Below are 25,998 nucleotides of genomic sequence, written 5' to 3' on the forward strand. Positions count from 1 at the left end.
TGGACACTACAAAAAATTCACATTTTAATTGTAATCATATAAATAATTTTACTTAATAATTTTCATAAGTGTATTTAAACACTATTAATTAATATAATTAATACTATATAATTTTCGAAGAATATGGACTATACAGTATTATTAATTGTCTTTGTTATGTGACCGGTGTTTTATCAAATATCTTATTTAATAGGGACTTTTATATTTGTTAATAGAAAAATAATGACAATAGAAATGAAAAATAGTTTCTTACATTCTTTTTGAAGAAGAACTAGTATATATGCACTTAGCTATTTAATTTATTTGCTATTTTATTTTCCACTAGCTTTTTATAGATATAAATGAAATTTTGCTAATGATGATTTTCTTTGACATACATATTCTTTAATTATAGAATCAGCTATATTTTTGATTTATTTTATATGTGTTTTTACTTTTTTAAAAACTTTGAAAATAAATCATAATTTAGATTGAAAACGTATAGAAAAACAAGTAGAACAAAATCCAAGTGAAACTTTTAAAAATTCACTTACTATATTAAAAACTAAAATAGTGGGATATAAATATTTGAGACATTTTGCTTGATTTTATTCTCCTGATTCTCCCAAAACCCCAAGCAAAACCATAGTAAATAATATGTTTCAATTTTTTGTTTGAAAATATGACAAATTAATAATTCCTGACACACCTGAAATATCAGATGAAGAAAAATTTTATTATGCACTAGCTATAATGGTTAATGAAATTAAACAATACAATAAAATTGAAACAACAGAAAATGCTATTAATTTCATAAAATCAAACATTTGTAAAACTAAATAAAAAGCTTATTTTTTGCTGTCCAAATTCTAGGGGACAAGCAAAAAACTAATTCAAATAAAAAAGCACTGACAAAGTCAGTGCAAAGATCAATTAATATCTTGAAATGGTGCCGACTACTGGAATTGAACCAGCGACCCCTTCCTTACCATGGAAGTGCTCTGCCCCTGAGCTAAGTCGGCTTATTTTTTTGCAAAAAAACAATTACTATTATATAGTATTTTTTGTATAATAGAATAATTATGGAAAAAACAATGCACACCTCTTTAATGTCTATTAAAGAGAAATATGAAAACTATGCTAAAAAACTTGCAGATCCAAATATATATAACGATATAAAAAAATATACACAATATGCTAAAGAGCAAAGTGAAATAGAAGAAATCTACAAGAATTTTTTAAAATATTTAACATCCGAAGATTCTTATAATATGTCTAAAAAAATTCTTGAAAATGAAAAAGATGAAGAATTAATTTTACTTGCAAAAGAAGATATTTTAATACAAGAAAAATTAATGCAAGAATTAGAGCAAGTTTTAAAAGAGTTAATGCTTCCACAAGATGAAAATGATAATAAAAACGTTATTGTTGAAATTAGAGGTGCTGCTGGTGGTGATGAAGCCAACATTTTTTCTGGCGATTTATTTAAAATGTATCAAAAATTTTGTGAAGAACAAGATTTTAAAATTAATATAGTAGATAGTGTTTATGGTTCAGCTGGTGGATATAGCCAACTAGTTTTTATTGTAAAAGGTGAAAAAGTTTATTCAAAATTTAAATTTGAACATGGTGTTCACCGTGTTCAACGTGTACCAGCTACTGAAACTCAAGGACGTGTACATACTTCAACTTCAACTGTGACTGTAATTCCTGAAATTGATGAAAATATCAATATAGAAATTCGTCCTGAAGATATTGAAATTAATGTTTTCCGTAGTTCAGGAGCTGGAGGACAATCTGTTAATACCACCGATTCAGCTGTTCGGATTACACATAAAAAAACAGGTATTGTAGTAACATCTCAAGATGAACGTAGCCAAATTATGAACCGTGAAACTGCACTAAAAGTTTTAAAAAGTAAGTTATATCAACTAGAAGTCGAAAAACGTGAAGAAGCCGAAAAAGGTATCCGTAAATTAGCAGGAACAGGTGATAGATCTGAAAAAATCAGAACTTATAACTATCCGCAAGACCGTGTGACCGACCATAGAATTTCATTGAACACTTCGCTTAAAATCACAATGGATGGTGGCCTTCAAAAAATTATCGATGAACTAATCGCTGATGAAAAAGCAAGAAAAATCAAAGAAGCTGGTTTTTAATGGATAAATCCCATGAAATTTTGATCCGTGAAAAAATTAGATACAATCTAAAAGCTGAAATTTCAACCAAAGAAAAAAAGCTCTTAAAACGTCTTTGTCCTGTACAAAAAATTATCAAACGTCAAATTATGCAAGACGTTTATTTGGATCTTTCTTATAATGTTTTAATTCCTCGTTATGAGACAGAAGAAGTAATATTAGAATGTTATAAACATATTAATACAACTTCAAATGTTTTAGACTTAGGTTCTGGAAGTGGTTTTATTGGACTTTCTATTAAAAAAAATGTAGGATGCAATGTTACACTAGTTGATAGTAGTGTGCAAGCTATCAAACAAACTAAGAAAAATGCCAAAATTAATAATCTTGAAGTAAAAGTAATTAAATCAAACTGATTTTCAAAAATTAAAAATCAACAATTTGATTTAATCGTTTCGAATCCTCCTTATTTAGATTTAGAAAAAACTAATGAAATATACTCACCTTCTTTAAAATGAGAACCTAAAAAAGCATTATTTGCCAAAAATAATGGTTTTGAACATTATGAAACTATATTAAGTAGTGCAAAAAATTATTTAAAACCAACAGGCAAACTTATTTTTGAAATTGATCCTTATATTGCACAAAAATTATTAAAACTTTATCCCAATATTACATTAAAAGAAGATATTAATAAAAAATTACGCATTGCAATTTTAACTTACAATGATTTAAATTAAATTACAATAGATAGTTTTACCATTAAAAATCTTGTTAGAAAAATAAAATAACGAATTTTAGCACTCAATAATAAATTGTGCTAAAATACTTTTACTATGAAGAATAAACGTGATTATTATGAAGTTTTAGGTATTTCTAAAACTGCTAGTGAAAAAGATATAAAAACTGCATACCGTAAACTAGCAATGGAATATCACCCCGATAGAAACAAAGCTCCTGATGCTGAAGAAAAATTTAAGGAAGTATCAGAAGCTTATGAAATTTTGTCAGATCCTGAAAAAAGACAAAAGTATGACAAATATGGTCATAATGCTTTCAATCAAAATTCTTTTTCAGGATCTGCTGAAGATATATTTGAAAGCTTTTTTAAAGATTTTAGTTTCGGTGGTGATTTTGAAGGTGGAGATCCATTTGCTGATATTTTTGGTGCATTTACTGGAAGATCATCTCGTGGTAGTAGAGGTGAAACTAGAAGAAAAGGTGAAGATCTACAAACCAAAATTACTATCAGTTTTTTAGAATCAGTACTTGGTGTAGAAAAAACTGTTAATTTAGAAAAATTTACAGTTTGTTCACATTGCAATGGCTCAAAAGCAGATAGCAAAAGCGATATCCGCACTTGTTCTAAATGTAATGGTGCGGGTGAAATAAGACAATCAATGGGATTTTTTACTAGCGTTTCTACTTGCCCTAAATGTTATGGTAAAGGTCAAGAAATTTATAAAACCTGTCACGTATGTCGTGGAGAAGGTTTTGAAAAGAAACTTGTACAAGAAAAAATCACCATTCCTGGTGGAGTTGAAAATGGTCAAAATCTTGTTTTGAGTGGATATGGAAGACCTTCTCTTTCAGGAGGACAATCAGGGGATTTATACATTTTAATCACAGTTAAACCCCATAAGCATTTCGAAAGAATTCCTAATAATAATATTGTTTTAAATGTTCCGGTTTCAGTTTTTGACATTATGAATGAAGTCAAACTTACCATCCCTACTCCTTATGGGCCTACTTCTATAAAACTTTCTAATTCTATGAATATAAATGATCCTATTAAATTAAATGGATATGGTTTTCCTTCAATAAAAGGAAATGGTAAAGGAATGTTAATTGTTATATTAAAACCTTATATTCCTAAAATGTCAAAAGCAAGTCAAAGTAAAATAAAAGAAGTAAGTGAACAAACAAAAGACACAAATTATTCTGATTGATTAAAAGAATTTAATTAAGCGTTGCAAGGTTGCAGCGCTTTTTATTAATCAAAATAATTTTTGCATAAAGTAATATATTGCATTAATTTGTGTTAATATATTTTTTATTGATTTTTCAAAAATAGCAGATAGAGGTTATATGAGTAATAAATTAATGATTGTAGAATCACCAAACAAAGTTAAAACCATTCAGAGGTATTTAGGAGATGATTTTACTGTACTTTCATCAGTGGGTCATATTTTAAAAATGAAAACAGTTGGTGAAAACCAACTTGGTATTGATTTTGATAATTGAGAACCTTTGATGGCTATTGATTCTTCAAAAACCAAAATAATCAAAGACCTTAAAGAAGCTGCTAAAAAATCTGATTTAGTTTATGTAGCAACTGACCCCGACCGTGAAGGTGAGGCTATTGCACAAAACTTAGTTGATGTTTTAAAAATTGAAAATAAATATAAACGTATTAAATATAATGAAATCACTAAAGAAGCTATCGAAGTTGCTATTGAAAATCCTATATTAATAGATACCAACCTAGTAAATGCACAAAAAACTAGAAGAATGTTGGACCGTATTATCGGTTTTAAACTTTCTCAACTTATAAAAACTAAAATTAAAAATGCCCCTACTATTCCTTCTGCTGGAAGAGTGCAATCAATTGCTTTAAAACTAGTTTGCGATCGAGAACGTGAAATTAATGCATTTGTTCCTATTAAATATAGCAAAATTGAAGCGATGATTAAAGGTGATATTGTTGCGGTATTTTATTATCCTGAAGATAAAGATTTTGCTAATGATAACACTTGAATTTCACCTGAAAAATCAGAAGAAATTTTAAAAAACTTAAACATAAAAAAGCTTTTACGTGTTCAAGATTTAAAAATTTCTAAACGTAAAGAAAGTCAAGTAACGCCATTTAAGCAATCAGTTTTATATAAAGAAGCTAAATATGCATCACAAGTAGTCCAAAGTTCAGCGCAAAAATTATTTGAAAACGGGCTTATTTCATATCCAAGAACAGATTCAACAAGATTAAGTGCTTCTTTTGTATCAAAAGCTAAAAAATATATTGAAGATAAATTTGGGGCTGATTATATAGCTGATGAAATCAAAGGTGTAGCAGGAGATCAAGATGCTCACGAGGCAATTAGACCAACTGATATTTACTTAACTCCACAAAAAGCAACAGCAGAATATTCACTTGATGAAACTGATAGTTATATTTATGAACTTATTTACAATAAAACTATTTGTTCAATTATGAAACCACCAGTTCGTGAAATTTACCACTATGATTTAATTCATGACTATTCACAAAATAATTATTTCTTCAAAATTTCTTATTCAAAAATTATTTTTGATGGTTATTACAAAGTTATTGGAACAGAAGCTGAAAACAATATTCCAAGTTATAAAATAGGTGATGTATTTGATGTAAATGAGTTTTCTTTATCTAATAAAGAAACTCAACCGCCTGCAAGATATAATGACGGTAGTTTAATTAAAATGCTAGATGACATTAAAGTTGGTAGACCTTCAACTTTTGCTACCACCGTTGCCGTTATTAAAAAACGTTTATTTGTTCAATCAGCCGGAGGAAATTCACTTCAACCCACTGCATTTGGAATTGCAGTATTAGAAAAACTAATTGAAGGTTTTCCTAAAACCATTAATGAAGAATACACAGCTAGTGTTGAAGAAGAACTAGATAAAATTAGTGAAGGTAATGAAAATTATAAAGAAGTATTAGCTCGCTTTTGACATGCATTCACAAACAGTTTCGAATCAGCAACTAATACTATGGAAATAAGTATCATACCTCAAGAATTTGTGAATGAAAAATGTCCTACTTGTGGAAATGAACTAATTTATCGATACACTAAAAAAACTAGACAAAAATTCATTGGATGTTCTAATTTCCCAGCTTGTCATTACCTTCGAAATATTGAAGATCAAAAAAGTGGATTCAAAATGAAATGATTCAAAAAGAAACTTACAAAAGGTAAATAATTTCTTTTTGAATTATTTTTTATTTAGATAATTAATAATGTAAAATAATAAAATATGGAAAGTAATAAAGATAGTAAAAATCCTGAAAAAAATCCTTTGTCACAAGCTGATAAAGAATTTTCTGCTTTTGCTAATAAAGCTAGACGTAGAGAAATTCTAACTTGAGTTTTAGTACCTACTTTTTCAGTTGCGTTAATTAGCGGAGCAGGTTATTTTTCTTATATTAAAAATAGATCTAAAGATGATGTAAATATTTCTTTAAATAAATTCCGAAAAATAGCAAGTGAAGAAGTCAAAATTGAAGATCTATTTTTAGAAAAAACCAATAAAGAAATTGTTGATGATTTTAACTATAATGTTGAATTCCATAAACTTCACAACACACAACCTAATGCTAAGGCATTTGATGCACATTTATATATTGAAAAGTATTTCAAATATTCAATTCAAACTGAAACTAAATATGAAAAATACTTAAATTTTCGTTTCACTAACATTGAACTAGTACCAAATAGTCCTGATGAAATAAAAATTTCATATTCTATCAACTGAAAATTCAACGAAAAAGCTAATATGAGTGATAGTGAAAAAGAAAAACAAACTAAAAAAATCAAAAGATACACTGTTGAAAACTTCAAGATTTTAAAAAGGCAAAGTCAATTCATTGATCTAATCAATGAAAAATTTGATAATAACTTAAAAGAAAAAACTCCTGCTGTTATTGCAATTATTTCTAAAGAAACCGATCCGGAAAAGAAGTTTGAATACTTTAATTCAAACGAATTTAAAAAAGCCATCTGAGATTGATTTTTAGAAATTGCAAATCAAAGCAATATCAAACCAATTCAATATAAAGACTATGACATCGCACCATATCATTTTAATGAAAATGCTACTACTTTTAACAATATCGAATGAAACCCTAAAAAAGGATTAAACCAACTAACTATTGACTTTTGTTTTTATAATAAAACCACCAAATTACATTCAAAAGGTTATCGCAAGATAATTACAATCTACGGAATATAAAAATGAAGTCTTCAAATTCGAAATTACAAAAGAAATTAGAATATATCAAAAACCATTTTGTCACTACTAGTCTAAAATCAATTCCAATTGATAAAGATTTGGAAAAGTATTTCAATTATAATTTTTCTGATATTGATTTTAAAAAAATCAAAATCCCAGAAAAAAAGAAGCTTTATGATGATGAAACTAAAATTGATAGACTCATCAAAAGAATAGAAGAAATCCAAAATCAAAAAGTAGAATTAAAAGAAAACGAAGTTTTCAAAAAAAATCCCGAACTTGAAAAACAATTAAATTTACTCCAAAATGAAAAACAGCAATACGACAAAATACTTTATTTAAAAAGTGGTAAGAAAGACATTAATATGAAAAACAAGAAAATTAATATAGCAATAGATGGACCTAGTGGTGTAGGTAAAACTTGTATGGCTAAAATGCTAGCTGAAAAATTAAATTATAGATTTATTAGCAGCGGAATTTTTTATCGTATATATGCTTATGTTTGTGTACAAAAAAAACTAGATCATAGCAATGAAGAACAAGTTAGCAAAGCACTAGATTTTGATGACATCAAAATTGCTGATAATGATGATATTTTTCTAGCTGGTAAAAATATAAGCAAAGATATTCGTGATGAAAAAATTTCAACTATTGCTTCTCATATTGCTAAATTTAATTCAATTAGAGTAAAAATTAATCAATATATTCAAAAATTTAGTGCTGAGCATAAAGGTATTATTGTTGATGGTCGCGATGCTACTTATCGTATTTTGCCTGATGCAGAAGCTAAGTTTTTTATGTGAGCTTCTCCTGAAATTAGAGCAAACCGTAGATGAAAACAAAATCTTGCATTAGGCATTAATTCTAATTATGAAAAAATCCTAGAACAAATTAAAGACCGTGATTTTAATGATATCAACCGTGAAATTGACCCTTTAATTGTAAGTCCCGGAAGTATTCAAGTAAATACTGACAATATGTCAATTGAAGAAAATTTCAAAGTTTTATATGACAAAATCTTAGATATTATTAATGAGGTAAACAATGAGTAAAAACATTGTTGCAATCATTGGTAAACCTAATGTTGGTAAAAGCACACTTTTTAACCAAATAATTGGTAAAAGATCATCAATAACATTAGATACTCCCGGTGTCACACGTGACCGTTTATATGCTGATGGATTTTGAGTTGGAAAAAAATTCAAACTAATAGACACCGGCGGAATTACCATTGAAAATGATAATTTCAAAAGTCTTATCAAACTTCAAGCTTCCATTGCCATTGAAGAAGCTAATACAATAATCTTTTTACTTGATGGCACACAACCTCTAACTAATGAGGATTATTTTATTGCCGATTTATTACGTAAATCTAATAAAAATGTAATTGTAGTTTTAAATAAGCTTGAAGGTAAAAATAAATATATTTATGATAACCGTATTTATTCATTAGGGTTCAAGAAAATTTTTCCAATCAGTGCAATTCATAAAGAAGGACTAGGTGATTTATTAGATGAAATTGTTTACAATTTCAATTACACAGATGAAAACGAACAAGATACTTTTAAAATTGCACTTTTAGGAAAACCTAATGTAGGTAAAAGCACAATTTTAAATAATTTATTAAATGAAAACCGTTCAATAGTTTGCGATGTTCCTGGAACTACTCGTGATTCAGTTTCAGGTTTTTTTCAAATTGAAGGACAAGATTTTGAAATTATAGATACTGCTGGAATTAAAAGAAAAAATAAACTCACTGAAAGTGTTGAACATTATTCTTTGATGCGTGCAATTGCTTCTATAGAAGAAGCACAACTTTGTCTTTTAATATTAGATGCTTGTGAAGAAATTACTTTATTCCAACAAAATATTGTTGGAATTGCTCATAAAAATTTAAAACCTATAATTGTAGTAGTTAATAAATGAGATTTAATTGAACGTGACACTAATACAATGGATGAATATAAAAAATCGCTAAAAAAGAAACTTAAATTTATTGATTGAGCGCCAATTGTATTTATTTCTGCTTTAAAGAACCAAAGAGTTAATAAATTAAAAGAAAAAATCATTGAAATCAAGCAAAACATTGAACGTAAAATTAATACCAACCAATTAAACACTGTAATGATTAACGCTCAATTAATTAAACCTGCAAGTTCAATTAATGGCAAAAGACTTTCAATTAAATTTGCTAAACAAATTGAAAATAGTAGTATTCCTAAATTTCTTTTATTTGTAAATGATAAAAACCTTGCACACTTTACTTATTTAAGATACATAGAAAATCAAATCCGGGAAAACTTTGATTTTACAGGAACACCAATTGAACTAATTTTAAAAGATGAAAAAGGGGATAGACAATGCATAAAATAGTAATTTTGGGAAGTGGTGCTATGGGAACCGCTTGTGCTAAGATAATTAAAGAAAATGGTTATGAACCTTTAATTTACGGCATCAATGAAAATGAACTTAAAGACCTAGAAAATGGAAAAAATGAGTTTTATTTCCCTAATGTCTCACTTCCTTTTTTTAAAACCACTTCAAGTCTGGAAGAAGCTATAAAAGATGCTGACTTTATTGTTATTTCAGTTCCATCTGCTGCTTTAAATTCGCTTTTCCCTTATGTTTTAGAAAAACTAACTAAAAAAGTTATTCTAATCAATACTTGCAAAGGTTTTTGACCTCAAACCACAAGCACTATCCACTATAAATTAAAAGAAATATCTAAAAACTATAAAAATGTTAAGGATATTGTTACATTAATAGGCCCTTCTTTTGCAGAAGAAATTGTAAAAAATGCAATAACATTTGTTTCGGGTGTTAGTGAAAATTTAGAAGCTATTCAAGAAGTTCAAAAAGTCTTTGCTAATACATTCTTCAAAATTTTAGCCCAACAAGATGTAACAGGTGCTGAAATAGGCTCAATTTATAAAAATATTATTGCTATTGCTAGCGGAATGCTTGCAGGACTAGGTTATAACATCAACACGCAAGCTGCTTTAATAACTTTGTCATTACGTGAAATTAGAAGATTCAATAAAATTGCAGGTGGTGAAGAAAAAACTTTATTTGGTTTAACTTGTTTAGGCGATCTAATATTGACTGCAACTTCTGACAAATCAAGAAATTATACATTTGGTAAAAATTACTTCCTAAAAAATGAAAAATCAAGCAAAAAAACTGTGGAAGGACTTGCTTCTATTAAAACCATATTTGAAAAATATGTTCTTACAAATATTGTTGAACTTCCGATAGTAAGAACTTTGTATAACATTCTTTTTTTGAACAAAAATCCAAATGAATGCATAAAAAATTTATTAAAAATTTCTCCAAATAAAGAGTAAATTTGGTATATTTAATAATGTTCGTTTCTATTATCCTAAACGAAACAAAAGGACAAATCCCATGAACAAAAGAGAATTAATTGTCGCTGCAAGTGAAAACACTGGGCATCCACAAGTCTTAATTGAAGCTATTTGAAATGAAATAGAAAGACTTATAATTGAAGAACTTGCGCAAAAAAATAATGTATCTATTTCTGGTTTCGGAACATTTACAGTTGTTGAAAAACCTGAAATTACACGTGTAAACTATTTTACAAAAGATACAATTATAGTTCCTGCAAAAACAGAACCTAAATTCCGTTTTTCTGATGTCTTTAAAGCCCAGGTTAACAGAAACTAACTTTACTTTTTATTTTAAAATACAATAATGTAAAAATAATGAGACTTAAAATCATTATTTTTTTATTTATTTTAAAGCGAATAATTTTTATTTAAAATGCTTATATAATCAATATATCCTGGATAAATTAGTGGAATTAATTCACCTAACAGTAATGCTTCATCATAGGCTAATGTCTTTTTATTATAAACACCTCATTGCAAAAGTTTATCATGTAAAATCAAAACAAATTGGTTTTGGATTTTAAAAAAGAAAATTCAAAATGCAAGTCCTTTGTGTTTAGAAATTTCGCTTAAATAATTAATTTGATGCATTTTGATATTAGAAAGAGAAAAATTCTTTTGTTCAGTACTTTTAGCTTCGAATGCTAAAAACTTACCTTTATAAATACCATAATAATCTACAGTACTTTTAGAAACGATGTGAGCATTTTCGGTTTTTAGTATGTCTTTATCCACATAAGTTGATTTGAATTTAATATCAAGATTTTTCTTATGTACTATGCAAATATCATTTTGCAAATAAAAAATATTAGTTTGATTTATCAACTTTTCTAAAAGCATTCCCCTATTTTTAGGTTGTTTTACTTTACTATTTTTCTCCATAACTATTATTAAAACACAATAAAAAAGAAAACTTTCTCAAAGTTTTCTCAAATTTTATTCTTCTTTTAAAGATTTTAACCCAAGTGCTTCAAATGTTTTTTTATTAATTTGTTTTTTGTTATTTCAAAGCATTCAAAAAAAATCAGCTGCCATTATCATAGCCATAACATCGTTATGGCAGTATTTTTTCAAATAAGAAGTTTTTTCTTCTCATTTACGATCACCTGTTTTACCTGTACAACGAAGCATAGCTTCGGTTAATGCCATCATTCCATTTTTAATATTAAGTTCACTATAAGGAACTATTTGATGAGGAAGCTTTATTTTTTTAGAAGTAATATATTTTTCAATTGATTTGATTGAATATTTCAATTTTAAATAGCTAATAGCAAATAATTTTTCATTGAAATTTTTGAGGTTGTTAGTAGCTACAAATTTTGCTATATCGATCATATTGTTTACAATATGATCTTTTTTTGTTGTTAAATTATCTAAATCTTTTTTAGAAATTTTATTGGCAAATTGATGGTAGTGTTTCAGAATAGTAATTATTTCATTTAACCTTGATTTTTCATAAGTTTGATTATAAACTACATAACCTTTTGCTTTTTCATCGTAAATATCTTCAATTATTTTTATTAAATCTAAATATGAATAATTTTTAGGGTCATAGATGTAATCAATATTATCTTCAACAATTTTATAAGTTCCACTACTTTTGTCTCATTCTGTTTTAATAATAGAAGTTTGACAAACCAGTTGTGTAAATGGCTTGTGGTAGTCAATTATTGGAACAGTATTTGTTACGCCTTCAAAATCAAATCAAACAAATTTGATATGACTTTCATCAAAAAACCTACGAATTAAAGTTGTATCATCTTCACTATATTTCTCAGTTTTAACCAAAATTAAATCTGGATTAGAATAAAATTTTCGACCTAAGTTTTTAGATTCATCATCAATTTTTAAGTAAAAATCTTTATAAAAAGTAGCTGATGCTTCTTTTATTTCAGGAAAATAATGACGTAAAATTTGTGCCTGATATTTACATTTATCTCCATAGTCAAAGTTTAATAAATATTGATTATCAATTAAATTATCAGGAAGTTTAATTAAACTTTCATTTTCATAATATCTTTCAATGCTTTTAGAAAAATCATAAATTTTAGATTTTATATAACTATCTTCTTGTACTATTTCAATAATATTTCTAAAACTTTCATTTTTAGTACCATCTTCAAAGTTTTTACGAGTTTTATTAATGTTGCATAAATTAGAAAGTTGATAAATGTTTTTACCTTTGGCAAAAAGTCTAAGATCATCTTTTTTATTATAATGAAGCGAACAGAAATAATAAGAATCAACACCTATTTTGTTAGATGAAAATATTTCAGCATTAAATTTAGCTTGAAGAGCTTCATAACTTGAAGTTTTGGATGAAAAAAACAAACTACCTATTTGTTTTTTGGGTACTAAATAATAAAAAGGTTCTGAAATTATATTTTCATAGCAAAGGCAAGGATTTATGATTAATTTAATTTTCCCCGAATTAATAGCTTCTAATGTTTTTTGAATTGCAAGTTCTTTTTTTTCTTTTTTTGAAATAATTAATATTTCACCTTGCTTTAAGTTATATGATTTTTTAAAAGTTTCAATTATAAAATCAGTAGCTTGATTTTTATAAATATCAAAACTACCGTCAAGATCAATTACTCTATTAAAATTTTTTAATAATTTTTGAAATGATTCTAGTTTCTTTTCTTCTTCTAATTTATTGTGAAAATTATTTTCAAGTGAATTTATAGAAGATGCAAATTCATATTTTTCTAAATAAGTATCTAAATTTTTATACTCGTTTAATTTTGAATCTTCTAAATAGGAAGTCATTAAATTATCAAGTGCAATTTCATTATCATCAATATCGAATTGAAGTTGATTTAATAATTCATCTTCTTCTATATCTTCTGGATCGATTTCTGTAATTTCCGAATTAAAAATAAAATAAGGGTGGTAATTTAAATATTTGAAAAAATCTGAAAAACGTAAATACTTTTTTCTATTTATCATTTTTAATACTTACTTTGCCTTCGGCAATTCATTTTTTATATAATGAAAGTCATTCTTCTTTATTTGAACATTTTAAATATTCGATTAAATCTTGGTCATTATTTTCATTTCAAGTAGGGCTTATCCCAAGAGATGTATATTTGTCATACCATTCTCTTGCTTTTTCCATATCATCTTCAACTTGCTTTTTATCTAGTGAAAAATTAAAGTTTTTGATTTTTCTTTTAGTAATATCAACTTTATCCGGATCAATATAATCATCTTCTTCTAAAAATATAGCTACAATACTAAATTTTTTAGCGCCTATCAAATAGGTATAAAGTTGAGCTTGTTTAATATAACCTAATGGCGGGTTATTTTTTTTTCAATATTCAAAATTTTTAACACCAGTGGTTTTAATTTCAATAATTAATTTCTTTTCTTCACAATATCCATCTGGAAGACCACCAAATAATTTGTTTTCTTTGAAATAATCAAATTGATATTGCTTGCCATCGAATCTTTTAAGTTCAGATTTTAATGATTTTTCTACAAATTCAGCAATTTTAGGTTCAATAATAACCCCTGCATCAACATATTTAGTGTCAAGTACCGGAAGAGAAAGTCCACAAATACGAGCAAAAGCATTAAATTGTGATTTAAAACTATCAACCAGTAAAATGTCACCTAAATTAGTACCTGTTATTTTTTTGTAGCCAAAAAAAGAGTAGCGATTTTTTCAAAGTCTTTGTTTAAAGGCATCTGATAAAACAAATACTTTTTTATCAAAATCAAGAAAGTATTCGCTATTGTTATAATACTTTCTTTCAGGTAAGGTAAAACCCTCCATTTAACGATTACCTTCTTCACTATCAAATGTAACAAAAGGATATTTTTGTTGGATTTTTTCAAAAATTTGTCTTTGAATGTTGTGTGAATTAGCATTATCGTCTTTTATCGACATAATGTCATAAATATTTATAGCATCATAAATTGCTTTATAATGTGGATTTTGGTTATCATTTTTTTCTCAATGATTATATTCTTCAATAACTTTTTTATCAATTTCTTCTTCTTTGAAGTAAGGGAAGTAGCAATGTACTATTTCATGAAGTAAGGTAAAGAAAATAAATGGTTCACAGTGCAACATATCTGATAAGAAAATGTATCTTTTTCCACCTTTTTTGATGGTAATTCCACGAATGAAACTATTTTCAATAAAAGGTTTGGTTACTAGCACTATTCCTTTTGTAGCCAAGAATTTTTTAATTCTTTTAATTTTTTCAAAGAAAGTTATTTCAGGGTTTGACATTATATTTAAAGTTTTACGCATAATGATGTCAAATACTGATTTTCTAAATACACCAATGTTGTTATTATCATAATCAATTGAAAGTTCGCAAAATCTAATTCATACATAAGTATTAGGTTTATTGATGTATTTTTTATCTTCTGCTAAAATATGTTCTTGAAGATAAGTTTTATAATCTTCTAGATTAGAAACGCCATAAAATTTTTTTAAACGCATTAATTTAACATATGGACTCATTTCTTCTTCAACTTTAATGTTAAAGGGAGCAGCAAGTTCAGGGTGTTCAATTAGAAAATTAATTCCAAATGAGTTTAAGATAAACTTAATTTTTTCTGAATTATCTGAAATTTTACGGTTTGCATATTCATGATAAATTTTTGTTAAAGCACCGCTTGGAATTCTAAAAGCATATTCAAGACCTTCCAAAACCGAAACAGATACATCACCAATTTCATCATTTAAAATTGAATTAATATGTTTAACACTTAGCCCTAAACGCAAGGCTAATTCTTTTTGTGTCATTTCATATTTTTTCAAAAATCAATTTATTTCATCTGAGAAGTTTTTACCATGAAGTTCTATTTTAAAATGATCGCAAATAACGAATTTTTTTTCATTTTCTTCATTTATATTTGCCATAATTCCTCCTAAAAACACCAAATTTGTTTTAATTATACAATTTTTTTACAAAAAATTAAAGTAAAAAATGTATGAATTTAACAATTTTTTATACACTTTAATTTTCTTTTTTTAATATTCCAATATATGGAAGGTTTCTAAGTTTTTCATCATAATCAAAACCAAAGCCAACAACAAATTCATTTTTTATTTCAAAACCAACATAATCAGGTTTAAATTTAACTTTACGATTTGATGGTTTATCAAGAAGTGTAACCACTTTTAAAGAATTAGGATTACGTGTTAAAAGCAAGTTTTTAACTTTAGTTAAAGTTTGTCCAGTATCAACTATATCTTCTACTATTAGAACATCTTTTTTATAAATATCAGTTACTAAATCCAAAACAATTTTGACCGACCCTGTTTGAGTGGTCTTGCCTTGATAAGAACTTAAAACCATAAAATCTAAGATATGATCAACATCAAGATTTTTGATAAATTCAGCTAAAAAAGGAATGCAACCTTTTAAAATTCCGACTATTACAAGTGAATTAGATTTTTCATAATCTTTATTGATTTTTATGGCAAGTTCAGCAATTTTTTTCTGCAATTGTTTATGGTTGAAAAGTATTTTTTCAACTAGTGGATGACATTCATTTTTCATTAAAACTCTCTTCTATTGGACAAAATAAATACTAAAATAACTTATAATTAAATAATAAACTAATAAAGTGAAATATTTTTTAAAAATGAGGATCAAAAACAAACTATTTCTTTCACTATTTGCACTTCCTGTAATAGCTTCATTTGCAGTTTCTTCTTGCTGGTGAAAAGATAATTATCCTAATGATAATGATAAAAACATTAAGGTTAAGCAATTTTCACTACATTCTAAAACTAATGATTATTCAATAACTGATAATCAATTAATTAATACTTATTATTTAGATGATAAGATGATGCCTTATGTTTCTTTAAGTGAAATTATCAAAAAATTAAATGGATATTTTAAATTAATAATTCCTTATGGCAATTATCGTGAAGGTATTGTTACTATTAAATCAAGTGGTAGCGGATATGTAAAATTCAATCATATTGCAAACACCATTGAATTTTCAAGTAGCAATGTTTTTTGAAACTTATTGAAGAAAAATAATAACTATGATTTTAATCAATTCATTGACTATGAACATTTTAAAGTTAATGATACAAAATACAAACCAAAAACTTTAAATCTAAATGAATATAATTTTGATCTTCTTTTTTACAAGAGAAATCTTCTTCTTCCTTTAAGTATTATGAATTTTTTATTCTTTAGTCATAACTACTACAATTTATATTTCAATGGTGACAAATATCTATTTGTCAAAGATATGATGAAAGATGATTCTAATCCAGATAAAATTTCATCATATAGAGATACTATTCAAACTCAAGAATTTAGATGAGATAACTATAATTTCTTGAACTTAGTTTTAGATAATTTTTATGGACTTAAGTCTTATAAAAAAATTACTAAATTTAATAGTTACATTGATCCTGAAATAAAGAAAAATATTTTATCACCTATAGCTTCTGAAAACACCAAAGGATATGCTACTTTACTACATAAAAACCTTGATGAATTACACACTAGTATGCTAATGAGTTCATTTTTTATGAAAAAAAATGATGAATTAAGTAATTACGGTGAATATTTATCAAGTGCTTTTCGTCAAAAATATCAACAAAATATGTTGTTTTTAAGAAGAAAATTTGAACAAAAAATGGTGGAGGGTAAATTAAAACCTAATTGATATAATGTTTTTGGTGATACTGCTGTTATTACGTTTAATAACTTCAAAACTGGTTCAAAAGCTCAAATCGAAAGTTTAAATCCTCATTTATATGACACTTACTTTTTATTTAGAAGAGTAATGGAACAAATCAAAACTATTCCTGAAATCAAAAAAATTATTGTTGATATATCTTTAAATGGTGGAGGTTCTGTAGCCGCTATGTATAAATCCTTAGGATTTATATCAGATAAGCAAATCAAATCATTTGAAGAAGATCAAACTATCAACATAGTTAAAGAAACAGGTGTAGTAGTTGATACTGATGGAGACGGTAAATATCCAAATGACGCTTATTCACAATACAAATGATATACGTTAACTTCAATAAACTCATTTAGTGCAGCTAATTCATTTACTTCTATTTTTAAAGATTCTAAATTTGGTAAAGTTATTGGTCAAAAAACAGGTGGTGGTGCTTGTTCTATTCTTCCGGTAGTTCTTCCTGATGGAACTACATTTGTAATTAGTAATGCAGAAAACACTGAAATTAACCACAAATATGAAATAATAGAAGCAGGAATAGACCCTGATGTGAAAATAGAATTAAATGATTATTATGAATATGAAAAAATTATTCCACTTTTAAAATAAGGCTTTAAAATGATAAAACTTGGTAGTCACGTACCTTTTAAATCACCTAATTATTTATTAGAATCCGCAGAAACAAGTTTGCAAAATAATGCTAACTGTATGATGATTTATTTAGGTCCTCCTCAAAATAGTAAAAGAATTTCAACTGATAAATACCACCTTGATGAATACTTGCGAAAATATAGTTCTAAAATTGCTGTAGAAGATATAGTGATTCATGCTCCTTATATTATTAATTTAGCTAATCCTGAAAAACGTAAATTTAGTACAACTTTCGCAATCCAAGAAATCAAACGTGCAAATTTTATAGGTGCTAAATATTTTGTAATTCATCCCGGAGCTTTTACTTCATTTACCAAGCAAGAAGGTCTTAACACTTTAATAGACAATTTAAAATTAATTTTAAATGAAACCGAAAATGTAGTAATTTGTATTGAAACAATGTCAGGCAAAGGTAGTGAAATTTGCACTAACTTTGAAGACATTATGTATGTAATAAATTCACTTAACTCACATAGAATTAAAATTTGTTTAGATACTTGTCATATATGAGATGCAGGTTATGACATAAAAAACACCATTGAATTTATGAACTATTTAAAATCAAATGCCATTTTACCCCATATTGCTGTAATTCATTTAAATGATAGTTTAAATGAAAAAGGTTCTCATAAAGATAGGCACGCTAATATAGGTAAGGGTTTAATTGGAACTGAAACATTAAAATTTTATGTTCATTGTCCTGAATTTAGAAATATTCCAATTATTTTAGAAACTCCTCTTGTAGATGGAAAAATGATCTACAAAGAAGAAATTGCTTCACTACTTTCTAAATAAAAACCTTGTGTCAATATATAATCCAATAAAGTTAAATAATAAACATTATTTTTTATATAATTAATAGCGTACGGCCAACTGCTATGCAAATAGAGGAAAATCCGCTCTATCACTTTCTGCGATGAAAGTAGTGATTATGCTAGATCTAATAAATCTAGACAATGAAAGTTGATGACTAGTGCAACAGAGACGAGCTTATTAAGTTAAGATGCAACGATGTAAACTCCATAAGATAGAAACCCAAATTTTGGTAGGGGAATCAAAATAAAAGGAACTTGAACTTTTATTTGAAAGTAGAAATACTTAGATAAATAGTTGGCGCTTGTAAAAGTACAGAAAGCGGTTTATAGTACAAAGAAGAGCTTATCCCTCTTCTTTTTTTATTTTGATTTTATAAATCAATTTCGGGAGTATTTTTATCTAAAATAAATTGCTTGGTTTTTCCTTGCAAGTATTTTTGTGAATTTTCTTCAATAAAATTCAATGCTTCTTTTAAAGAAGATAATCTATTAGGATCAAGAAGTTCAATAACCAAAAATGCATTTTTGGTATTTTCAGTTATCATTGTACGTTTTCCGTCCCTTCAGTTGAAGCAACGACAAACAGCACCAACATCATCTCTATAACAAAGTTCACCTAGAAGTGTAGGACTAGGTTCGTCTTCACCAATTAAATAAAATTCATCTCCGCCTTCGGTAATGCCTAATTTTAAATTACCTTTGAAAGTGTCAATATCTTCAGCTCCACAAGGAAGAGCAAAACGCAAACTGGCAGAATTATAAATATCAACAAGTGGATTTATACTTCCAACAGGACGGTCTGTTAAAGATCGTTTCATAAGCGCTTCTATACTTGAACGGGCGCCTTTTTTGGTTTTAAATTTTTGATAAGCTTCACGATACACTCTTATCACATCATTTTGGCTAAATTCAGCAGAATCTAAATACTCTTGTGCTTTTAAATTACTTTGAGCCAACATTTTTTGAAGCTCAGTTGGTGAAGTAGATAAGTTTTTGAAATCTTTTAGTAAAACTACACCAATTTTAGCATCTGGAAAAAGATTTCAAAAAGAATCTTCAATAACAAATTTGCTCATTATGTTCCTTGTATTTCTATAAAATCATATTTAGTTATAAATAATTTTACATTATTTATCTGGTTTAAAAACTGTTGCAATAATCATTATATTTTCTCTACATTAAAAAAATATCATTTATAGGTTTATCCAAATTAGTAATTAAAATTGCACCATTATTAATTAAATTAATGTTTTCATTTTGTGTGTCTTCTGCATCTGGGCTAAAGCAAAAGATTTCTTTTCCTAAATTCAAGAATTGATCAATTATAGGATACAACTTCTTATCTTTCGAAGACACTATAATCATTGAATTAGAAATTGCTGAAATTATTCTATTTCGTTCATACAATGTTCTTTTTGACATATGATAATCATCAGGATATTCACTTAAAACTAAAATATTGTCAGAAAACTCAGCTTTTTGAATAATATCCGAGTAATTTTTGCCAAGTCCACAAGGTCAAATTACAATAAGTTTTTTATTATATCTAATAGCTTCTTCTATGATTTTTTTATCAATACCTTTTCAATCTCCATTAACTATGGCACAATCATCAGGTAGATTTTTAATAGTTTCAATATATTTTCCTACATATTCATTTTCATAATTACCTGTCATATGAATTTTTTTAACTAGTGAAAGCAACTTAATATTCCCTTTGTAATAAATTACAAAGGGTGGTTTAGGAACTGTACCAAATAATTTTGGATAATCATCGTTTAAAATCGTAATATATCCTGGATTTAACGAATTAATATTATTTTTAATTTTTTGTAATTCTACTTTATCAACTTTTTCATATTTTTTAAGAGCATTATAAATAGCATCTCAATTTCCATTATATTTTTTGCTGAAATATAGCAAATAATTTTCCATTTTTTTCTCCTTATGCACAATTAATTTTATTTTTAAAGAAACACCATTACTTTGAATTTGAGAAACATTTGAGAAAATTTTGAGAAACTTAAATGATGGAAGTATTGTTTTAGGTCACAAAATAAACTAAAGGGTATAATTTTATATACATAAAAATATAAGAAAAGAGAATGAAAAGACATTAATGAAGAAACTTTCAACTTTATTTACATTAGGAGTAACCTCACTATTACCTTCTATAAGTGCAGGAATGTTAGTTAGTTGTAAAGATGAAGTGATTGATTATCGAAATGATATTGGTGTAAATGTTTTAAAAGATAAATCAGCACTTTTAGCATCCGAGAGTCCAAAAGAAATAAAAATCACTTCAAAATCAAATAAAGTATTTTATGAAGTGAATATTCTTAATATTGATGATGAAACTGGCAAAATGCAAGTTAAAGTCACACCAATTTATAAGAAAAAAGTTCAAGAATCATTTGAAATGACAATAGATGGCTTTCAAAAATCTACAAAACAAAGCAAAGAAAACTCAACACCTGAAGAAAAACCCAAAAAATATTCACTTTCTGAAATAACAGACAAAATTTATTCAATTGATTTTCAATATAAACAATTATTTGTTGTTAGCAATTTTATATATACAAGACTTACATCCACTCTTGTATGAGGTGAAGTAGTTATTTTTAATATGTCGGCTGGGCCAATGAAATTAAGAACTTTTTGAAGCGAATATAGCGATATAAAAGTTCAATTTAATCTAAGAGAACAAAATGATGAAAAAGGAACTTGTATTTTAGATGTTAAATTTACAAAAGATAATGAAACTATCATTAAAACTGAAACTATAACAGGTTTTAAATTACCAGAGCCACCAAAACCACCTGAACCAAAAGATCCTTGAGATAGATTTTTTCCAAAAGAAAATGAATAGTAGAATCTAAAAATAGAACAAAAAAATTGGACTCAAATTTTAACTTTCAAGACCAACTATTATATATCTGGCTATGGGTTTAATTCCATCAATTTTAATTTTCTCAAATAATCAGCTATTTCGGCATCATCTTTAAATGTAGTTAATGATGAATAAGAATTATTTTTTTCTTTATGCAAAAAAATCTAAATACCATGTTTAGATAATACAAATTTATCTACTTTTGATGGTTCTGCATCAAACGGTTTATCTGGGTCATATTCGGTAATTTCAAAACGATAACTTGCAAATTTAAGGGGATCATAATTTCCGTATTGCTCAATATAATCTTTATCCAACTCATTTCATTCTTCACTATAATCAGAAATTTTATAACGTAATCTTAGCAAGTCATTCGTTGAATATGGTCATTTAAGTCCTCTAAAAGATTCAAATGTAACTTTTGGTTTTCAATCACCTTTTCCTTTATATTGTTCATCACCTGCAGGATATGTTATAAAATGTTCATTTTTATAATAAGGTTTTGGAATAGAAAAAATATCTCTCATTTTTTCTATTGTTTTAGAATATATATTAAATACTGCTGTAATATTTATTTTGGAATAGTATGTTTTAATATTAACATTATTGAATAAATCTCAAATAGGAGATTTAACTGATAAATTTAAATTTAAATTAGGGATATTAAATAATTTTACAATTCTTTCAAAACTGCCATCGAATAACTGCATATAATATGATTGTGGAGACATTCCTCTAGAAAAATCAAATTTCACTTCTTTAACATAATATAAATGAATTGGGTCAGTATTAATATTAGGGTTCTTGTATTCTATTATTTCTTTTGATGCATATTTGTTCATAACTTTCTTAAAAATATTAAATTTATGTTGAAAGTCATCATATCATTTGTCAAAATCATTAAAAAATAAGTCAGTTAGTCAATATTTTTTATATTTCTACCAGGTTTAGCTCATAAAAATTCATCTTTTTTCATGTTCTTTAAAATATTCATCCTTCATTTTAAATTGTTCAAAATCATCAAAAACATATTTTTGCTTATCAACATATTCTTTTTCATATTTTTTAGATAATTTTTCATCTTTTTGTTCTTGTGTTTCTTCACCAACACATGAAATTGCAAGTTGAATTGGTGCTAATAAAGCAGGCATTAATAAAAGTAATTTTTTCATTATTTAACTCCATTTCTTACAATAGGTTTTGCATTTAAATTTACATATTTGATAATAAATTTAGTAACATCACGAGAATTTGCAAAATAATATTTTTCATTATTTAGCTCAATATTTCATAAATTAAAATATTTAAGATCCATTAAATATTTATGTCCGTTATTTACATAAAATATTTTTTCAGTTGAAGGTAAAATTAATTTTTGTAATATTGCACGATAATTATTATAGTAATTGTGCTTGGATCATTAAAACCTAGTTCATTAAACAACATTTTAATGCCATGGGAACTTAATGTACTTTCGAGACCAACTATTATATATCTAGCTATAGGTTTAATTCCATCAATTTTAATTTTTCTTAAATAATCAGCTATTTCGGCATCATCTTTAAATGTAGTTAGCTGTGAATAAGAATTATTTAATTGATATACTAAAGAATTATCTTTGGTTTCTTTATAACAAGAAAAATTTTAATCACTATGTTTTGATAATACAAATTCATCTATTTTTGATGGTTCTGCATCAAAAGGTTTATCTGGGTCATATTCGATAATTTTAAAGCGATAACTTGCAAATTTAAGGGGATCATAATTTCCGTATTGCTCAATATAATTTTCATCAAACTCGGTTCAATCAGCAGAATAAACGGAAAGTTTATAACGCAATCTTAATAATTCATTTGTTGAATATGATTTTTTAAGCCCTCTAAAAGATTCAAATGTAATTTTTGGTTTTCAATCGCCCTTTCCTTGATATTGTTCTTCACCTGCAGGATATGTAATAAAATGTTCATTTTTATAATATGGTTTGGGAACAGAAAAAATATCTCTTATTTTTTCTATTTCTTTTAATCAGGGATCATCAAACATAGCTGTAATATTTGTTTTTGAATAATAAGTTTTAGCTATTGAAGTACTATTTAAAATTTTTCATTTAAGAAAATCTAGAGATAAATTCAAATTTAAATTAGGAATATTAAAAAGCTTCAAAATTTCTACAAATTGATTATATCCCAATACAATGTAATATGACTGCGGGGACATTCCTCTAGAAAAATCAAATTTAACTTCTTTAACATAATATAAATGGATTGGATCAGCATTAATATTAGGGTTTTTGTATTCTATTATTTCTTTTGATGCATATTTATTCATAACTTTTTTGAAAATATTAAATTTGTGTTGAAAATCATTGTACCATTTTTTAAAATCATCATTAAATTTTTGTGTTAATGAATACCTTTTAATTTTTCGATTTGAATTATTTCATAAATCTTCATTTACAGTTCCTTCACGAAAATGTTCATCCTCCATTTTAAATTGTTCAAAATCATCAAAAACATATTTTCCCTTATCGATATCTTTTTCATATTTTTTAGCTAATTTTTCATCTTTTTGTTCTTGTGTTTCTTCACGAACACATGAAATTGCAAGCTGAATTGGTGCTAATAAAACAGGCATTAATAAAAGTAATTTTTTCATTATTTAACTCCATTTCTTATAATAGGTTTAGCATTTAAATTTACATATTTAATAATAAATTTAGTAACATCACGAGAATTTGCAAAATAATATTTTTCATTATTTAACTCAATATTTCATAAATTAAAATACTTAAGATCCATTAAATATTTATGTCCGTTATTTACATAAAATATTTTTTCAGTTGAAGGCAAAATTAATTTTTGCAATATAGCACGATAATTATTAGTAATTGTGCTTGGATCATTAAAACCTAGTTCATTAAACAACATTTTAATGCCATGGGAACTTAATGTACTTTCGAGACCAACTATTATATATCTAGCTATAGGTTTAATTCCATCAATTTTAATTTTTCTTAAATAATCAGCTATTTCGGGGCATCATCTTTAAATGTAGTTAGCTGTGAATAAGAATTATTTAATTGATATACTAAAGAATTATCTTTGATTTCTCTATATTGAATAAAGTTTTTAAATTTGAATGTTTGTAATCCTTCTAAATTGAAATAATTTGAATAATCATCCATATAATCAATTTTTCTTATTAAAGAAAAATTATTTTGTTCTTTAATTGTATTTTGAACATTCATTATTTTGGTTTCATTTATTTTTTCATTAGGATTAACTAAATCAAAATAATTATTATTAATTTTAATTTTGTTACTTAAATTAATAAGTCTATTTTTATTATCTTTGTAAAAGGTAGGATTAGCATTATAATATGTAATTTCTTTAATAAGAGTTAATTTTATATCTAAAATATTAAATACACTTGTTAAATTCAAGTTGTTCACTCAATTATCTCAATTATTATCTAAATCATTTTTATAATGTGTCTGTAAATCACTAAATTTTAACTCACTATAATTTCTATCATTATTTTTATATACATTTTCAATAAACTTGTTTAGTTCATTTTTGAAAACATCATATAACATATTTCATATTGTAGTATCAATTATTTGATTTTCAAAATATTTTTCTACTTCATCTTTATTTTCTTGATTAGTATTTAATTTTCTAATAGCATTTATTAATAATGATTGAAACATTTTAAGTTTTTCTGGTGATTCATCAAATTTATTTTTAAGATTATTCATTTTATTTTTGAAATTTTCTTTGTCAAATTCAACGTTAATTTCAACACCAAAATTATTATAGGTTCATTTATCTTTTTCAAGTACTGTTACATAATTCCTATCAGGTTTAAATTGTTTTGCAATTAAAATAAGATTTTTAAAATCTAAGAAACTACCTTTTAATTTTGCCAAATGATCTCAATATATATGTGTAATATATTCACTATCAATCGGTTTAGGTCCAGCATGTGGTCCTCTATGTCTGCCCCCTCCTTTACCATAATTAGGATTTTTGACTTCTGCTATTCTGCTAGAATATTCTCTTTTAAAATTATTATTTACAAATTTATTTGCCGCTTCACTATTTTTTAAAATTTCTAAATCATAATAATATTTTTTCAATCATTCTTCATCAACATGTTTATAAAGTTCTGTTTTATCATTATTAACTATTCATTCATTATCGTTATTTGAAGAAAAATTTTCAAAATATGCTTTACCATAATCCTCATATTTTTTCATATCATCCATTCTCGGTAATCTTAAAGTAACTTTATAATGTCTTTTTACTGCTTGATTAGTAAAATCTTTTATTGCATTTGTAAATAAATTATTGAAAAAGTCACTATCATTGCCTTTATATGATAATAATTTTTCATTTCCACTTTCATCTTTTAAATGTAAAGCCTTAAAAATTTTAGTTTCACCTGCC

The 25,998-nt window shown here is 26.1% G+C and carries 25 protein-coding genes, 1 tRNA gene, 1 other RNA gene and 1 pseudogene; 14 read left to right on the forward strand and 14 right to left on the reverse strand.

Annotated elements, in window-relative coordinates:
• The first annotated feature begins 222 nt into the window (after positions 1 to 222).
• Positions 223 to 822, forward strand: coding sequence for a hypothetical protein (locus JN03_RS09295; RefSeq protein WP_036443181.1), 600 nt, complete (start codon positions 223 to 225; stop codon positions 820 to 822).
• 104 nt (positions 823 to 926) lie between these two features.
• Here JN03_RS09295 and JN03_RS02005 read toward each other — a convergent pair.
• Positions 927 to 1,001: transfer RNA gene (locus JN03_RS02005), tRNA-Thr, on the reverse strand.
• A gap of 60 nt (positions 1,002 to 1,061) precedes the next feature.
• Here JN03_RS02005 and prfA point away from each other — a divergent pair.
• From prfA to JN03_RS09325, 9 genes are all read left to right on the forward strand, one after another.
• On the forward strand, positions 1,062 to 2,141 hold the full coding sequence (prfA, locus tag JN03_RS02010) for a peptide chain release factor 1 (RefSeq protein WP_036441034.1): 1,080 nt from the start codon (positions 1,062 to 1,064) through the stop codon (positions 2,139 to 2,141).
• Positions 2,141 to 2,860, forward strand: coding sequence for a peptide chain release factor N(5)-glutamine methyltransferase (locus JN03_RS09300; RefSeq protein WP_036441037.1), 720 nt, complete (start codon positions 2,141 to 2,143; stop codon positions 2,858 to 2,860). The genes prfA and JN03_RS09300 overlap by 1 nt, the downstream gene beginning before the upstream one ends.
• A gap of 96 nt (positions 2,861 to 2,956) precedes the next feature.
• Positions 2,957 to 4,087, forward strand: coding sequence for a DnaJ domain-containing protein (locus JN03_RS02020; protein ID WP_134076617.1), 1,131 nt, complete (start codon positions 2,957 to 2,959; stop codon positions 4,085 to 4,087).
• A gap of 121 nt (positions 4,088 to 4,208) precedes the next feature.
• Complete coding sequence (gene topA / locus JN03_RS02025; protein WP_134076618.1) at positions 4,209 to 6,080, forward strand: type I DNA topoisomerase; 1,872 nt, start codon at positions 4,209 to 4,211, stop codon at positions 6,078 to 6,080.
• Positions 6,081 to 6,134: 54 nt separating this feature from the next.
• Complete coding sequence (locus JN03_RS09305) at positions 6,135 to 7,109, forward strand: hypothetical protein (protein ID WP_036443191.1); 975 nt, start codon at positions 6,135 to 6,137, stop codon at positions 7,107 to 7,109.
• 2 nt (positions 7,110 to 7,111) lie between these two features.
• Positions 7,112 to 8,161 carry a (d)CMP kinase gene (cmk, locus tag JN03_RS09310; protein ID WP_235191705.1) on the forward strand — a complete coding sequence of 350 codons (1,050 nt, stop codon included), beginning with the start codon at positions 7,112 to 7,114 and terminating at the stop codon, positions 8,159 to 8,161.
• Entirely contained in the window at positions 8,154 to 9,482 is a 1,329-nt protein-coding gene (gene der, locus JN03_RS09315; protein ID WP_134076619.1) for a ribosome biogenesis GTPase Der, read from the forward strand. Before cmk ends, der begins: the two co-directional genes overlap by 8 nt.
• A complete protein-coding gene (locus JN03_RS09320) occupies positions 9,470 to 10,453 on the forward strand; it encodes an NAD(P)H-dependent glycerol-3-phosphate dehydrogenase (protein ID WP_036441051.1) in 984 nt (327 codons plus the stop codon). Before der ends, JN03_RS09320 begins: the two co-directional genes overlap by 13 nt.
• 61 nt (positions 10,454 to 10,514) lie before the next feature.
• Positions 10,515 to 10,793 (forward strand): HU family DNA-binding protein, encoded by a 279-nt coding sequence (locus JN03_RS09325; protein ID WP_036441054.1) that lies wholly within the window; start codon positions 10,515 to 10,517, stop codon positions 10,791 to 10,793.
• A gap of 71 nt (positions 10,794 to 10,864) precedes the next feature.
• Here JN03_RS09325 and recU read toward each other — a convergent pair whose 3' ends face one another.
• From recU to hpt, 5 genes are all read right to left on the reverse strand, one after another.
• On the reverse strand, positions 10,865 to 11,398 hold the full coding sequence (gene recU, locus JN03_RS02055; RefSeq protein WP_036441129.1) for a Holliday junction resolvase RecU: 534 nt from the start codon (positions 11,396 to 11,398) through the stop codon (positions 10,865 to 10,867).
• A 54-nt stretch (positions 11,399 to 11,452) separates the two neighbouring features.
• Entirely contained in the window at positions 11,453 to 13,465 is a 2,013-nt protein-coding gene (locus JN03_RS09330) for a UU173 family protein (RefSeq protein ID WP_134076620.1), read from the reverse strand.
• On the reverse strand, positions 13,455 to 14,294 hold the full coding sequence (locus JN03_RS09335; protein ID WP_036441061.1) for an MAGa7180 family putative nuclease: 840 nt from the start codon (positions 14,292 to 14,294) through the stop codon (positions 13,455 to 13,457). Before JN03_RS09335 ends, JN03_RS09330 begins: the two co-directional genes overlap by 11 nt.
• Entirely contained in the window at positions 14,295 to 15,395 is a 1,101-nt protein-coding gene (locus JN03_RS09340) for a helix-turn-helix transcriptional regulator (protein ID WP_119863862.1), read from the reverse strand.
• A 97-nt stretch (positions 15,396 to 15,492) separates the two neighbouring features.
• Positions 15,493 to 16,038, reverse strand: coding sequence for a hypoxanthine phosphoribosyltransferase (hpt, locus tag JN03_RS02075; RefSeq protein WP_134076621.1), 546 nt, complete (start codon positions 16,036 to 16,038; stop codon positions 15,493 to 15,495).
• An 85-nt stretch (positions 16,039 to 16,123) separates the two neighbouring features.
• Between hpt and JN03_RS09345 the strand changes: the two genes are divergently transcribed.
• From JN03_RS09345 to rnpB, 3 genes are all read left to right on the forward strand, one after another.
• Entirely contained in the window at positions 16,124 to 17,803 is a 1,680-nt protein-coding gene (locus tag JN03_RS09345; RefSeq protein ID WP_134076622.1) for a S41 family peptidase, read from the forward strand.
• 9 nt (positions 17,804 to 17,812) lie between these two features.
• Complete coding sequence (locus JN03_RS02085) at positions 17,813 to 18,640, forward strand: deoxyribonuclease IV (RefSeq protein ID WP_036444922.1); 828 nt, start codon at positions 17,813 to 17,815, stop codon at positions 18,638 to 18,640.
• 66 nt (positions 18,641 to 18,706) lie between these two features.
• Positions 18,707 to 18,992, forward strand: an RNA gene (gene rnpB, locus JN03_RS02090) — RNase P RNA component class B.
• 39 nt (positions 18,993 to 19,031) lie between these two features.
• On the opposite strand, the gene JN03_RS09350 is transcribed toward rnpB, so the two are convergent.
• Both JN03_RS09350 and JN03_RS09355 read right to left on the reverse strand, forming a co-directional pair.
• Positions 19,032 to 19,736, reverse strand: a complete 705-nt coding sequence (locus JN03_RS09350) for a B3/B4 domain-containing protein (RefSeq protein ID WP_134076623.1) — start codon at positions 19,734 to 19,736, stop codon at positions 19,032 to 19,034.
• A gap of 97 nt (positions 19,737 to 19,833) precedes the next feature.
• Positions 19,834 to 20,595 carry a DNA-processing protein DprA gene (locus JN03_RS09355; RefSeq protein ID WP_134076624.1) on the reverse strand — a complete coding sequence of 254 codons (762 nt, stop codon included), beginning with the start codon at positions 20,593 to 20,595 and terminating at the stop codon, positions 19,834 to 19,836.
• 184 nt (positions 20,596 to 20,779) lie between these two features.
• On the opposite strand from JN03_RS09355, the gene JN03_RS09360 reads away from it, so the two are divergent.
• Complete coding sequence (locus tag JN03_RS09360; RefSeq protein ID WP_134076625.1) at positions 20,780 to 21,529, forward strand: lipoprotein 17-related variable surface protein; 750 nt, start codon at positions 20,780 to 20,782, stop codon at positions 21,527 to 21,529.
• A gap of 185 nt (positions 21,530 to 21,714) precedes the next feature.
• On the opposite strand, the gene JN03_RS09365 is transcribed toward JN03_RS09360, so the two are convergent.
• The 6 genes and pseudogenes from JN03_RS09365 to JN03_RS09385 all read right to left on the reverse strand — a co-directional run.
• Entirely contained in the window at positions 21,715 to 22,392 is a 678-nt protein-coding gene (locus JN03_RS09365) for a hypothetical protein (RefSeq protein WP_036441088.1), read from the reverse strand.
• A 105-nt stretch (positions 22,393 to 22,497) separates the two neighbouring features.
• A complete protein-coding gene (locus tag JN03_RS06245) occupies positions 22,498 to 22,722 on the reverse strand; it encodes a hypothetical protein (RefSeq protein ID WP_274215615.1) in 225 nt (74 codons plus the stop codon).
• On the reverse strand, positions 22,722 to 22,865 hold the full coding sequence (locus JN03_RS09370; RefSeq protein ID WP_200868341.1) for a hypothetical protein: 144 nt from the start codon (positions 22,863 to 22,865) through the stop codon (positions 22,722 to 22,724). The genes JN03_RS06245 and JN03_RS09370 overlap by 1 nt, the downstream gene beginning before the upstream one ends.
• Before the next feature lie 329 nt (positions 22,866 to 23,194).
• Positions 23,195 to 24,205 (reverse strand): hypothetical protein, encoded by a 1,011-nt coding sequence (locus JN03_RS09375; RefSeq protein WP_036441099.1) that lies wholly within the window; start codon positions 24,203 to 24,205, stop codon positions 23,195 to 23,197.
• Complete coding sequence (locus tag JN03_RS09380; RefSeq protein ID WP_277870479.1) at positions 24,205 to 24,477, reverse strand: hypothetical protein; 273 nt, start codon at positions 24,475 to 24,477, stop codon at positions 24,205 to 24,207. The genes JN03_RS09375 and JN03_RS09380 overlap by 1 nt, the downstream gene beginning before the upstream one ends.
• A 98-nt stretch (positions 24,478 to 24,575) precedes the next feature.
• Positions 24,576 to 25,998, reverse strand: a pseudogene (locus JN03_RS09385) (hypothetical protein); the annotation flags it as partial.

The organism is Metamycoplasma hyosynoviae, assembly GCF_004365165.1.
Classification (GTDB): Bacteria; Bacillota_I; Bacilli_A; order Mycoplasmatales; family Metamycoplasmataceae; genus Metamycoplasma; species Metamycoplasma hyosynoviae.